A 12,223-nucleotide genomic window follows, 5' to 3' on the forward strand; every position below is an offset into this window, starting at 1 on the left:
CCTGAGCCCGCCACTGCTGGGTCGAAGTCCGACTCGGCTGCTACTGCGCGGCGGCGAGCCACGCCTCGACGGTGGCGGGGTCGGTGCGGTCGTACACGATGCCGGGCAGCTCGACCGCGTGCGGGTCGTTCTCCCCGCCGTCGAGCACCGTCTTCGCCATCTCGTACGCGCCCTTCGCGGTGCCGACCGGGTCCTGGCCCGTGCTTGCCTGCAGGATGTTGTCGTCGGCCAGCAGGAACTCGGCGATCTGCGTCGAGATGTCGGTGCCGAACACCGGCGTCGACTTGCCTGCCTGTGCGACGGCGATCGTCGCACCGGCGGTGCCGCCATCGTTCGAGGCCCACAGGATGTCGACGTCAGGGTTGGCCGTGAGGATGTCGGTCGCCACCGTGGTCGCCTTGTCGACGAGGTAGGCCTCCTGGTCCGTCAGGATGTTGACCGTGATCCCGGCGGCGTCGAGAGCATCGAGGAAGCCGGTCTTGCGCAGCTTGCACGCCGAGGCGATGTCGCAGTTGAGGATTGCGAGATTCACGCTGTCGCCGAAGTTCTCTGCGATGTAGGTCGCGGCGGCCTCACCGGTGCCGGTGCCGAGCGCCGTGTTGTCCGACTGAATGACGCCATCCACGAGTTCAGGGTCGGTCGTCGCACCCACGCAGTTGCCGTAGCAGATCAGCACGATGCCGGCATCCTTGATCGACTGCATCGTCGCGACGGATGCCTCGTCCGCCGTGGGCTGGATGAGGACGGCATCCACGCCGGCCTGGATCATGTTCTGCGCGACCTGATTCTCCGTCGCCGGGTCGTTGTTGGACAGGCCGGTGGTGACGGAGCCTCCGTCAGCGCTGACCGCCTCTTCGAGTCCGGACTGGATTCCCTGGAAGTACGTGTCTCCCTGGAGCATGATCAGGCCCACTTTGATGGGCTCATCCGCGGGGGTCTCCTCCTCCCCTGCCGCGCCGCCCGAGCATCCGGACAGTGCCAGCGCGAGCGCTGCGGCTCCGGCGAGTGCTGCGAACATCTTGGTTTTCGTCATGTCAATCTCCCTTGATCTGTGACGTTGCGGCCAACATAACCCACTTGTATACTAGAATGCAAGTGATCGCGACGATGGGAAATCATGACGGACCAGGCACCTCCCTCAGGAGACACAGGAAGCAGAAACGGCTCGCTCGCGCGTACTCTCGACGGACTCGCCGGTCTCGCGGCCCTTCCCCGGTACGCCGGCGGAGCGCGAATGCGCATCTCCGACTTCGTCTACGCGGAGCTCAGCGAGGCTATCCGTGATCTGCGGCTGACGCCCGGCACTCCCCTCTCCGAGCCGGCCGTCGCGGCTTCTCTCCAGGTGAGCCGTGCGCCCGTGCGCGAGGCGTTCACCCGGCTCGCCGATCAGGGCCTGGTGACGATCGTCCCGCAGGTCGGCAGCTCAGTCGCCCCGATCTCGATGGCTTCGGTCAACGACGCCGTGTTCATCCGCAGCGCTCTGGAGAAGAGCGCCTTTCAGCAGGCCATCGGATTCGACGATCTCGACACCACCGCGTTGCAGGAACTCGTCGACCTGAATCGTGGCGCTGCCGAGAGAGGCGACCTGGAGGAGTTCATCCAGACGGACGAAGAGCTGCATCAACTCGTGTTCGCGCTGGCAGGCGTACCCCAGATCTGGCAGGTCGTCCGAGGCGCGAAGGTGCACCTCGACCGGCTCCGGCGGCTCAACCTCCCCGGCGCGATCACGAACCCCGAGATCGCCGCCGAGCACCAGCTCATCGTCGACGCGATCGCGGATCGCGACGAGGCAGCCGGACTGCGGGTGATCCACCGCCACTCGACCCGGATCATCGGCGACACCGGCAAGCTCCGGCAGGAGTTCCCGGATTACTTCATCTCATGAACATGACCCCGAACAAGACCGGCGCCGTGTCGGCGCACCAGAGGAGCCACTGATGTCGGAACAGATCAGCGTCGCAGTGTCGCGGCGCGCCGAGTGCGGGGAAGGACCGATCTGGGATGCCGCCGCCGGCGCCGTCCACTGGGTCGACATCATTCCCGGCGAGATCCTCATCACCGACTTCGCGACCGGCCAGACGCGGGTCACCGCCTACCCCGAGATGGTCGGGGCCGTAGCGCCGCGCGTCGGGGGCGGGGTGGTCGCGGCGGTGACGAGCGGGTTCGTCGGACTGGATGCCGGCGGGGCAGCAGACCGGCGTGTCGACATCCTTCCTGAGGGAATCCGAATGAACGATGCGAAGACCGACCCTTCCGGGCGCTTCTGGGCGGGCAGCTGCGAGATGAGCTTCGCCGACGGTCTCGGCGGCCTGTGGCGGCTCGATGAGAACTGGAACGCGACCCTCGTACTGCCGCACCTCACCCAGCCCAACGGCCTGGGCTGGAGCCCTGACGGCAGCGTCTTCTATCTCGTCGAGACCCAGGCCCGCCAGATCCTCCGCTTCGACTTCGATCTCGAATCCAGCACGATCACCTCGGAGGGGTCGGTGCTCGTCGACGCAGACGTCTTCCCCGACGGCTTTCCCGATGGCCTCGCCGTCGACACGCGCGGTCACCTCTGGGTCGCCGAGTTCGCCGGCTCAGCCGTCCACGAGTTCTCACCCGACGGCGACCGGCTGCGGACCGTGGCCATCCCGACCCTGCAGACGACCTCATGCAACTTCGTCGGACCGGAGCTGGACGAGCTCTGGGTCACGTCCGCCGCGTGGCAGCTCGACCCCGAGGAGGATGCCGACGCAGGCTCGATCTTCCGCGTCGAGGGCCTCGGCGCCGTCGGCCTTGCCACGGCAGCGTTCCGAGGCTGACGTGCCCATCATCCTCACCTCCGACGCACTCGAGGCGACGATCACCCCCGAGCGCGGGGCGGACGTCGTGCAGCTGCTCGATCGGGCGACCGGAACGCCGCTGCTCGCCGAGTCGCCCACGGGTCTCGTCCACGCCGGCGAGGGGTTCGCCACGGATTCGATGGCGGGCTGGCTCCGCGGCTATCCCGGCGGGTGGCAGCTGCTCGTCCCCAACGCCGGACCGGAACGCGAGCACGACGGCGTGCGACAGGGTTTCCACGGCGAGGCATCACTCGCGACGTGGGATGTGCTGGCGCAGAGCGAGACGTCCTGCGAGCTCGAGGCCTACCTGCTCACTGCACCTCTGCGGCTCCGGCGATCGGTATCCGTCTCAGGAGACACCCTGACGGTCACCGACGAGATCGAGAACCTGTCACCCGACGCCGTCGAGACGCGCATCGTGCAGCATCCCGCCTTCGGCTCTCCGTTTCTCGACGGCGAGAGCTATGTCATCACGTCGGCCGCGAAGATCGTGACGGATGCCGTCGCCCCGGGCAGCCTCGCCGGAGCGGACGTCGTCGGCAGGCCGGACGCTGTGCTCGCTGCAGGACCGAAACCCGGCAGCATCCGACTTCCCGCGCCCGGGAGCCGCGCCTCTGTGTTCGCGGCGCTCACCGACTTCGCCGCACCCGAAGTCACGTTCTGCAGCCCGACACGGGGGCTCGCCATCCGGCTCGGGTGGGACAGCACCTTTCTGCCGCACGCATGGCTGTGGATCGAGGCGAACGCCGGGAGCGGCTGGCCGTGGTTCCGCCGCCTCTATGCCATCGCGGTCGAGCCCGCGAACGTGCTCCCAGGCGAGGGCGGCAGCCCGGCGCACCCTCGCGGGGGAACCGGCACCCACATCCCCGCCCACCAATCGATCACCCTGACCACCTCGCTCACGCGGCTCCCGCTGGCGAGCGACTGAGCGACCTGACGCTCAGCGAAGACCGAACCACTCACTAAGGAGAACCGATGCACTTCGGCCGAATCGGCGACGTCGGGGACGAGATCCCCGTAGCCCTCATCGACGCGCGCGTCTACGACCTGACACCGCTCACCGCCGATATCGACGGAGCGTTCCTCGCCGGTGACCCCGTCGCCGAGGTCTCGGCGCGTCTCGGCGAGCTGAAGGAGATTCCGGATGCCGCCGCCCGCCGCATCGGCGCACCCGTCGCGCGTCCTGGCGCGGTGTACTGCATCGGCTTGAACTACGTCGCCCATGCGAAGGAGGGCGGCAACGAGCCGCCTGAAGAGATCATCGTCTTCATGAAGCCGTCCAACACGGTCGTCGGGCCTGACGACGACGTGGCGCTTCCACCGCGCACCGACACCGTCGACTGGGAAGCCGAGCTCGCGATCGTCATCGGCGCACGTACGTGGCAGCTTCCGGATGCCGATGCCGGCCGCGCCGCCATCGCCGGGTACACCGTCGCGAACGACCTGTCCGAGCGCACCTGGCAGCTCGCGCGGTCAGGAGGCCAGTGGTCGAAGGGCAAGGGCGCCCCCGGATTCTGCCCCCTCGGACCGTGGCTGGTCACCGCCGACAGCGTGGACGCGAGCGACCTGCGCATCTGGAGCACCGTCAACGGAGAACCGCGTCAGGATTCCCGGACATCCGACATGATCTTCGACGTCGGGCAGATCGTCGCCGATCTGAGCGAGCACACCGTGCTCGAGCCCGGCGACGTCATCCTCACCGGTACGCCCGAGGGAGTGGCGGTATCCGGCCGTTTCCCCTATGTGAAGGATGGCGACGTCGTAGAAGTAGGAATCGAACATCTCGGTGTGCAGCGCCAGCGCTTCGCTTCGACCCGCGAGCAGTAAGGACAGCGGCAATGACCACGACAGACTTCGATGGCAAGGTCGCCATCGTCACCGGCGGCGCGTCGGGCATCGGAAATGCGACAGTGCGGCGGCTGCTCGAGCGCGGCGCCCGGGTCGCGATCTTCGACCGCGATCCGGCGGCGACCGAGTCCGATGACTGCGTCAGCGAAGCCGTCGACGTCCGCGACCAGGCCGCCGTGACCGCAGCCACCGAACGCGTGGTCGAGCGGTGGGGGCGTCTGGATGTGCTGGTGAACTCCGCAGGCATCGGGGCGGCCGGCACTGTCCTCGACAACGACGAGGGTGAGTGGCAGCGCGTCTTCGACATCAACACGATGGGCACCGTCCGTGCGATTCGCGCCGCATTGCCGCATCTCATCGCGGCGCGGCCGTCCAGCGTCGTGAATGTGGCGTCTGCCGTTGCCCTCACCGGATTCGCGAACCGGGCGCTCTACACCGCGTCGAAGGGCTCGATCGTCGCACTCACCCGCGCTATGGCCGCAGATCACATCGCCGATGGGGTCCGCTTCAACGCGGTGTGCCCGGGTACGACCGAGACGCCGTGGATCCAGCGCCTGATGGACGCGGCCGGCGATGCCGACGGTGAACGCGTTCGCCTTGAGGCCCGCCAGCCGCACGGCCGACTCGTGTCAGCGGAAGAGGTCGCCGACGCGATCCTGTACCTCGCGAATCCGCTGGCCCAGTCGACCAACGGTGTCGTGCTGTCCGTCGATGCCGGCATTCAAGCCCTCTATGTGAGGAACTGAGGCATCGCCCCACGCGGGATGATCACGAACCGGCCTGGCTCATTTCCACGTCGCCCTCACCCTCGGTCGGAGCCGGCGAGGTTGCGGATGAAGAGGGTCTGAGCGACGATCATCCGCTCGATCTCCGCGGGATCGACCGATTCGTCGGAGGCGTGGATGCGGGATTGCGCGGTGTCTTCGGCCCCCCACAGCAGGATCGCCGCGTCCGGCGAGACCTTCTTCAGAGAAGCTACGAGCGGGATGGACGCACCGCTGCCGATGTTCTCGACGGGCGTGCCGTACGCCGCTTCGAGCGCGGCCTCGGCCGCGACGATCGCGGGGTGGGAGGCATCGACCGCGAAAGCGTGTCCGACCTTCACCTTCTCCACGTGCACTTCGCAATTCCACGGCCGCTGCGCACGCAGGTGCGCCATCAGCGCCTCGAGTTGAGCGTCGCCGTCCGAGCCGGGAACGATGCGCATCGAGAGTTTCGCCGACACCTCGGGGAGCAGCACGTTCGATGCCTCGGCGACATTCGGCAGGTCCATCCCCAGGACGGTGACGGACGGCTTCGCCCAGATGCGATCCGAGAGAGATCCCGTCCCGAGGAAGTCCACGCCGGGGAGGATCGCCGATCCCTCCCGGTAGACGGCGTCGTCCATATCGGCGCCCTCCCACCGGGAACTGTCCACTCCGGCGATGGTCGTGTCTCCGTTCTCGTCGTGGAGTGTGTCCAGGATGCGGATCATCGCGGTCATCGCGTCGGGGGCGGCCCCGCCGAACATGCCCGAGTGCACGGGGTTGGCAAGCGTGCGCACGGTCACCGTGCAGGCGACGTCGCCGCGCAGCGCGGTGGTGAGCCCCGGGCGGCCGACACGCTGCGGCCCGATGTCGGCGATCACATAGGCATCCGCCCCGAAGAGCCCGGGATTGTCCTCGACGAAGGCCTCGAGGTGCGAGATCGTCTCTTCCTCGCCCTCCACGAGGATCTTCAGGTTGCACGGCAGGCCGGCGCCGAGCATCTTCAACGTGCCGTAGTGGATGACCAGTCCGGACTTGTCATCCGCAGCACCGCGACCGTAGATGCGGCCGTCGTCCTTCGTCACCGGCTCGAACGGCTCACTTGTCCAGTTCTGGCTCTCCGGCGCCGGCTGCACGTCGTAGTGCGCGTACAGCAGCACCGTCGGCGACCCGTCCGGGCCGGGAATGTCCGCGTAGACGCAGGGGTAGCCGTGCGGAACGTCGAGAAGCTTCACTCCGACGACGCCAGCGGCCTCGAAGAGGTCGACGACCGCCGCACCCATGGCGTGGACGGGTGCCGGGTCGAACCCGGGGAAGGCGATCGATGGGATGCGTACGAGTGCGTCGAGCCGCCGGAGGACATCCGGCATCAATGCGGCCACCGAGTTCTTGAGATCTGTGGAGTCGGTCATGACTCTGCCTCTCTTTCTACATGTTGCGCCTGCCCGCAGGTCGATGCCGGTTCCGGATCACGCAGGAATGATGAGTTGGATCAGAAGACCCGCCCCCACAACCGCGACCCACGACACGAGCATCGGGATCGTGAACGAGTGCCAGACCGGCACCTGCGTCAACTTTGTGGACCCGGTCAGGTCTGTCTCGACTGCGGCGATCTGCGACCCGTTCGCCGGGAACAGCCACACGCCGACGAGCGAGGGCCACATCGCGATGACGACGCCCGGCGCGAGACCGGCAGCCAGGGCGATGGGGATCAGCGTGTTGGTCGTGGCGGACTGGCTGGTCGTGAGACCCGCCACGATGAAGAGGGCGACGGCCAGCCAGAGCGGGTTGTTCTTGATCAACTCGCCGAGCGGCTCGATGATCGTCTCCTCGTTCGCGGAGATGAACGTGTCTGCCATCCAGGCGATGCCGAACAGCGCCACAGCCGCGGTGAAGCCGGCGCGCAGCAGAGGCTGCTCCACCACGACAGACGGCTTGACGCGGCGCACAAGGATGATGACGAGCGCGGCCGAGAACATGACCATCTCGATGATCGTCGTCATCCCGAGCGGCACGAGATCGCCGTTCTCGTCGGGGAAGGACGGACGCAGATCGGGGAACAGCCCGAACAGCACGATCAGGAACGTACCGGCGACGAAGATCATCGCCGCCGTCTTGCCCCCCTTCGGCACCGGGTGCTCGATCAGCACAGGCTTCGCGACCGGAGCAGCCGGGGCGCCTGGGATGAGGGGAGTCGGCCCGCCCACCATCGCCGCGTACTTGGCCTTGAGCACCTCGGGAACCTCGACCGTTCCCTCCTCGACCCGCTTGAGGAACTTCGGATCGTCCAGCAGGTCCTTGCCGATGCGCTGCTGGACGAACGCCGCGACGATGCAGGCGACGATGGCGGCCGGGATCGTGATCAGCAGGATCTGCGGAAGGCCGTAGCCGGTCCCCTCCATCAAGACGAGGAACGCAGCCATGGCCGCCGACACAGGGCTCGACGTGATACCCAGGGCAGAAGTGACCGTGGATGCGGCCAGAGCTCGCTCCGGACGCTGACCGTTTCGATAGGCCGTCTCGTAGATGACCGGAATCAGCGCGAGGTAGATGTTCGACGTGCCCGCGAGGAGTGTGAACACGAACGCGACCAGCGGGGCGACGTAGGTGAGCCGCTTCGGATTTCGCTGGATGATCTTCGACGCGATCGACACGAGGTAGTCGATACCGCCCGCCGCCTGCATCGCGGAAGACGCGGTGATCACCGCGATGATGATGAAGAACGCATCCACCGGGATCGACCCGGGTGGGAGGTGGAAGCCGAACACCAGAATCACGGTGCCGACGACACCCCACAGACCGAGGCCCAGACCGCCGGTCCGCACGCCCATGACGATCGCGCCGATCACCACCGCTGCCTGAAGCGCGACGACGAAGTATTCCATGGCCACTCCTTCCCCGCATCCGGAGCGCTCCTTCGCGCGCCACAGAGCCGGGATCGCGCCGGCCGTTGTGAATTCGCGCGCCGGTGATCCGCTCTGGCCGGATGATACGACCCGGTTCGCGCTCGGCGTATCATGCGGTCAGGGTGATTTCGGCAACCCTCTCGCGGTGCGACGATCGGTCCTCCGGCGACGCGGCACACGACGCCGACCTGGCGATGTGCGGAGGTGACGGTGGCAACCCAGACACGCCGACAAGCCCGTCAGATGCTCCCGATCATCGCCTGGTTGCCGCGATACGACCGACGATCGCTGCGCCCTGACGTCATCGCCGGCATCGCGGTCGCCGCCATGATCGTGCCCAAGAACCTCGGCTACGCCGAGATCGCGGGCGTACCGGTGCAGAACGGCCTCTACGCCGCAGCGGCCGGTGCGATCATCTACGCGCTCTTCTGCACTTCCCGCCACATCTCGACCGGTCCGAGTTCCTCACTCGCGACGGTCGCCGGAGGAGCAGTCATCGTCGTCGGCGTCACCGGGGGCGACGCCGCACAGCTCGTCGCGGCGATCACCCTCGCGACCGGCGTGCTGTTCCTGCTGATGGCCGTCCTCAAGCTCGGGTGGATCGCTCAGTTCCTGTCGCGAGCGGTGGTCACCGGCTTTCTCGCCGGTGCCGCCGTGGACGTCGTCGTCGGCGAACTGCCGAAACTGACCGGAACCTCCGGCGACGGTGACAACGTTTGGCGAGAGTTCGCGTCATGGGTGCTGGGGCTCGGAGCCCTCCACGTGCCGACGCTGGTGATCGGGACCCTCGCTCTGGCCGTGATCCTCGCGCTGCGCTTCTGGGCACCGAAGGTTCCCGGCGCGCTCGTGCTCGTCGGAGGCGGGTTGCTCGCGTCCCACCTCCTCGACCTGGGCGAACGCGGCGTGGCACTCGTCGGACCGGTGCCGAGCGGATTGCCCGTGCCGCAGCTGCCGAGCCTGGAGGTCGCGTCCGCTCATATTCCGGAGGTCGTCGTCGCGGCGCTCGCCCTGCTTCTGATCGGGTTCTCGCAGACGGCCGGTGATGCGCGCTCGTTCGCCACCCGCCATCGTTACCGCATCGACGAGAACCAGGAAGCCCTCGCTCAGGGCATGGCGAACGTCGGAGCTGGTTTCGTGCAGGGGATGCCGGTCTCCACCAGCCTGTCGGCGAGTTCGCTCAACGAGTCAGCGGGAGCGCGCACGCCGTTGGCGTCGCTCACCACCGGAATGCTCGTTATCCTGACGCTGATTCTGCTGGCACCGCTCTTCTCAGAGTTGCCCAAGGCCGTTCTGGGGGCCATCATCATCGACGCGGTCGTGTTCGGCATGATCGACCTGAAGGAGTTCGCGCGACTGCGGCGGGTGTCGCGCTTCGACTTCTGGATAGCGTTGGCGGCCGTCGCCGGGGTGCTCTCGGCGGGTGTGCTTTTCGGCATCGTCATCGGCATCCTGCTCTCGCTCGGGTGGCTCGTGTACGTGTCGACCCGGCCGGCGATGCCGCTGTTGGGTCGCGAACCCGGCACCCAGGTCTTCCGCGACATCGAATCGAATCCCGCAGACGAAGCAGTCCCGGGCATCGCGGCGCTGCGCCTGGACGGCGGGCTGTTCTTCGCCACCGCCGAAGCTTTCGACGAGCGGGTACGCGGGCTGCTGACCGGCGACGATTCGCCGTCCGCACTGATTCTCGACCTGGAAGGCGTGGGATTCATCGACTCGCAGGGCGCGGCGAAGGTCACCGAGCTCATCGACCTGACCGACACGGACGGCGTCACGGTGCGGCTCGCGCGCGTCAAGCCGCAGGTGCTGGCGGTGCTCCAGGCCCAGGGCGTGATCGACCGGATCGGTGCCGACCACGTGCACGGGAACGTGCACCGCGCCGTCGACGCGGAACTCACGCAGAGGGCGGACGGGGAGAGCAACCTGCCTCAGTGACGCGTCGGAAGAACCACCCTCGGATCAAGGAGGGCTGCGGTTCACCGGTCACGCGACGACCAGCGGGCGGACGTCGTGATTCATTGCTCGGAACCGCGACTCCTTGGTCGGGCGGCGGCGTCGGCGCGCGGGCTTCTCATGAGCAAGACTCCTCAATACGCCTGATCGCAAAGGAGACTCGATGATCACTGTTCATCTTCGCTATGAGATAGATCCCGACAAGATCGACGAGTTCACCGAGTACGGTCGGGCGTGGATCCGCCTCGTCAACAGGCTCGGCGGCACTCACCACGGCTACTTCCTGCCGAGCGAAGGCGACAGCGACGAGGCGTTCGCGTTGTTCACGTTCCCCTCGCTCGCCGCGTACGAGGTCTACCGGAACGCGTCGAAGACGGACCCGGAGTGTCAGGCAGCGTTCGAGCTCGCGCGTACGACCGACTGCATCCGCCGCTACGAGCGCCGGTTCCTCTCCCCCGTGTTCTCCTAGCGGTCGATCTGCGCGCCGAGCGCCGGCCCCGGGGTACGCCTTCAACCTCGAGGCGTACGTGGTGACCGATGTCGCGGACGTGGGAGAGGCCCAGGCGTCGGTGGCGCGGAACGCGCGCGGCCGCGCGCATGAACTCTTCCTCGAACTGGAATGGCAACCGATCGGCCCGGGGTTCGAGCATCGCACCGCCCCACTGGTGCGGCTCGCGGGCCAGAACCCGGCCGAGCGCGAGCACGTCGTCACTCTCTCGGAGTAGCTGGCTCAACCGCGGAGGCATCGAGCGTTCCGTTCTTCGCGGGGCTCGCGGCTGCCCCCCGTCTCATGAGGGGCGGAGGTATGGTCCGGACTTCCAGAGGGGAAGGTCGGGGCATCCGGCGGGAACGTACCAGTCGTCTGGGATTCCTCCATCGGCCGCTGCCTCACCCCCGCCGAGCGTGATCTCGTCGCCGTCCTGGTATTCGCTTCCGAACGTGAGGACGCCGTCGTCATAGCGGGCTTCGAACGCGGGGAAGACAGGGATCACGACGTGGGTGCCGTCGTCGACGGTGAGACATTCCTCGGTGATGCGCAGCGTGCCCGTGAACAGGGCATCCCCTGCCCCCTCAGACTCCGGCGCGAAAGCGACCGGCCCGCTGTCAGGCACACAGCCGGTCAGCACTAGTCCGACACCGAGAACAGCAATCATCGCGACGTTGCGCATTCACGAATGCTATCCACGGCATGCCAACCACCCGTGGAATACCCTTCAAGCCCTCTGGCCGGAGGGTCGACCCCTGGACGGTCTCGGTTGCACGCCGCTGCGCGGGACTCGGCGACTTCCGCATGACTCGGCGGGGCAAGAACCACGACATCCGCCTCGCGGGCACAGCACGGGGCCTGAACGTGAAGGAAGTGTGAACAACCGCTGTTCCCACTCTGTTCACACCCCGACAGCACTGGGAACCGCGGAAACACGCGGGAGTCCGGGCCATCAGACCGGCCCGGACTCCTACGAGTTTTCACACTCCCATTGAATGGGAAGCAAACATGCCCTTTGATCAGGGCTTTTTGGCGGTGACGGTGGGATTTGAACCAATACTCACCGAGATCACCACGCCTCCACTCGACTGCATTCGGTCTCGAAACCGCGACTTTCCGCAGGATCGAGTTCTCAAGGTCTACGTTCGTCTACCGCGATTGTCCTTGGTTCTTTCTCACGTTCTTTCTCACGTGCGCCTCGGGTACTTGCGCGCGATGTGACTCGCCTCAGCATGTCCGGAGTGTTTTGCTGGGGTCAGCAGGCTCTCGCGACCGGTTCGATGCGAGCGTAGTCGAGCTGGTCGACCTCGACGGGTGCGAGGTCGCCAATCGAGCCGTGTGGGCGCTCGTGTCGACGACGCTCGAAAACTGGTCAGTTTCGGCGGTGAAAAGTGAACACTCGACGATTGGAGAGTGATCACTTTGGAGGACTGGGCGCTGATCCGGAGGTTGGCTGCGGAG

12 protein-coding genes are annotated in these 12,223 nt (G+C 66.9%); 8 read left to right on the forward strand and 4 right to left on the reverse strand.

The window, feature by feature from the left end; genetic code table 11:
- Window positions 1-40: 40 nt before the first annotated feature.
- Window positions 41-1,033 carry a substrate-binding domain-containing protein gene (locus FFS15_RS09630; protein WP_137844807.1) on the reverse strand — a complete coding sequence of 331 codons (993 nt, stop codon included), beginning with the start codon at window positions 1,031-1,033 and terminating at the stop codon, window positions 41-43.
- A 201-nt stretch (window positions 1,034-1,234) separates the two neighbouring features.
- On the opposite strand from FFS15_RS09630, the gene FFS15_RS09635 reads away from it, so the two are divergent.
- The 5 genes from FFS15_RS09635 to FFS15_RS09655 are packed head-to-tail and all read left to right on the forward strand — an operon-like array spanning window position 1,235 to window position 5,419.
- Window positions 1,235-1,885 carry a GntR family transcriptional regulator gene (locus FFS15_RS09635; protein ID WP_171013147.1) on the forward strand — a complete coding sequence of 217 codons (651 nt, stop codon included), beginning with the start codon at window positions 1,235-1,237 and terminating at the stop codon, window positions 1,883-1,885.
- 52 nt (window positions 1,886-1,937) lie between these two features.
- A complete protein-coding gene (locus FFS15_RS09640) occupies window positions 1,938-2,804 on the forward strand; it encodes an SMP-30/gluconolactonase/LRE family protein (protein ID WP_137844809.1) in 867 nt (288 codons plus the stop codon).
- Between the two features lies 1 nt (window position 2,805).
- Complete coding sequence (locus FFS15_RS09645; RefSeq protein ID WP_171013148.1) at window positions 2,806-3,753, forward strand: DUF4432 family protein; 948 nt, start codon at window positions 2,806-2,808, stop codon at window positions 3,751-3,753.
- 47 nt (window positions 3,754-3,800) lie between these two features.
- A complete protein-coding gene (locus FFS15_RS09650; protein ID WP_137844811.1) occupies window positions 3,801-4,652 on the forward strand; it encodes a fumarylacetoacetate hydrolase family protein in 852 nt (283 codons plus the stop codon).
- Between the two features lie 11 nt (window positions 4,653-4,663).
- Window positions 4,664-5,419 (forward strand): SDR family oxidoreductase, encoded by a 756-nt coding sequence (locus FFS15_RS09655; protein ID WP_137844812.1) that lies wholly within the window; start codon window positions 4,664-4,666, stop codon window positions 5,417-5,419.
- Window positions 5,420-5,475: 56 nt separating this feature from the next.
- Here the strand turns inward: FFS15_RS09655 and FFS15_RS09660 are convergent, their stop codons facing one another.
- Window positions 5,476-6,831 (reverse strand): M20/M25/M40 family metallo-hydrolase, encoded by a 1,356-nt coding sequence (locus FFS15_RS09660; protein WP_137844813.1) that lies wholly within the window; start codon window positions 6,829-6,831, stop codon window positions 5,476-5,478.
- 57 nt (window positions 6,832-6,888) lie between these two features.
- A complete protein-coding gene (locus FFS15_RS09665) occupies window positions 6,889-8,304 on the reverse strand; it encodes an anaerobic C4-dicarboxylate transporter (protein ID WP_137844814.1) in 1,416 nt (471 codons plus the stop codon).
- Between the two features lie 231 nt (window positions 8,305-8,535).
- Between FFS15_RS09665 and sulP the strand changes: the two genes are divergently transcribed.
- The 3 genes from sulP to FFS15_RS09680 all read left to right on the forward strand — a co-directional run bounded on the left by sulP (window position 8,536) and on the right by FFS15_RS09680 (window position 11,000).
- Window positions 8,536-10,257, forward strand: a complete 1,722-nt coding sequence (gene sulP / locus FFS15_RS09670; protein ID WP_249353908.1) for a sulfate permease — start codon at window positions 8,536-8,538, stop codon at window positions 10,255-10,257.
- A gap of 181 nt (window positions 10,258-10,438) precedes the next feature.
- The gene (locus FFS15_RS09675; protein ID WP_137844815.1) at window positions 10,439-10,744 is read left to right on the forward strand and encodes an NIPSNAP family protein; all 306 of its coding nucleotides are present in this window, start codon (window positions 10,439-10,441) and stop codon (window positions 10,742-10,744) included.
- Between the two features lie 61 nt (window positions 10,745-10,805).
- A complete protein-coding gene (locus tag FFS15_RS09680; RefSeq protein ID WP_137844816.1) occupies window positions 10,806-11,000 on the forward strand; it encodes a hypothetical protein in 195 nt (64 codons plus the stop codon).
- A 63-nt stretch (window positions 11,001-11,063) separates the two neighbouring features.
- Here FFS15_RS09680 and FFS15_RS09685 read toward each other — a convergent pair whose 3' ends face one another.
- Complete coding sequence (locus FFS15_RS09685) at window positions 11,064-11,444, reverse strand: hypothetical protein (protein ID WP_137844817.1); 381 nt, start codon at window positions 11,442-11,444, stop codon at window positions 11,064-11,066.
- Between the last annotated feature and the right edge of the window lie 779 nt (window positions 11,445-12,223).

The organism is Microbacterium sp. 2FI (assembly GCF_005502885.1).
GTDB lineage: Bacteria > Actinomycetota > Actinomycetes > Actinomycetales > Microbacteriaceae > Microbacterium.

Coding starts and splice junctions, on each gene's coding strand:
- FFS15_RS09630 (WP_137844807.1), bottom strand. CDS start 1,033: ATGACGAAAACCAAGATGTTCGCAGCACTCGCCGGAGCCGCAGCGCTC.
- FFS15_RS09660 (WP_137844813.1), bottom strand. CDS start 6,831: ATGACCGACTCCACAGATCTCAAGAACTCGGTGGCCGCATTGATGCCG.
- FFS15_RS09675 (WP_137844815.1), top strand. CDS start 10,439: ATGATCACTGTTCATCTTCGCTATGAGATAGATCCCGACAAGATCGAC.
- FFS15_RS09640 (WP_137844809.1), top strand. CDS start 1,938: ATGTCGGAACAGATCAGCGTCGCAGTGTCGCGGCGCGCCGAGTGCGGG.
- FFS15_RS09655 (WP_137844812.1), top strand. CDS start 4,664: ATGACCACGACAGACTTCGATGGCAAGGTCGCCATCGTCACCGGCGGC.
- FFS15_RS09650 (WP_137844811.1), top strand. CDS start 3,801: ATGCACTTCGGCCGAATCGGCGACGTCGGGGACGAGATCCCCGTAGCC.
- FFS15_RS09685 (WP_137844817.1), bottom strand. CDS start 11,444: ATGCGCAACGTCGCGATGATTGCTGTTCTCGGTGTCGGACTAGTGCTG.
- FFS15_RS09635 (WP_171013147.1), top strand. CDS start 1,235: ATGCGCATCTCCGACTTCGTCTACGCGGAGCTCAGCGAGGCTATCCGT.
- FFS15_RS09665 (WP_137844814.1), bottom strand. CDS start 8,304: ATGGAATACTTCGTCGTCGCGCTTCAGGCAGCGGTGGTGATCGGCGCG.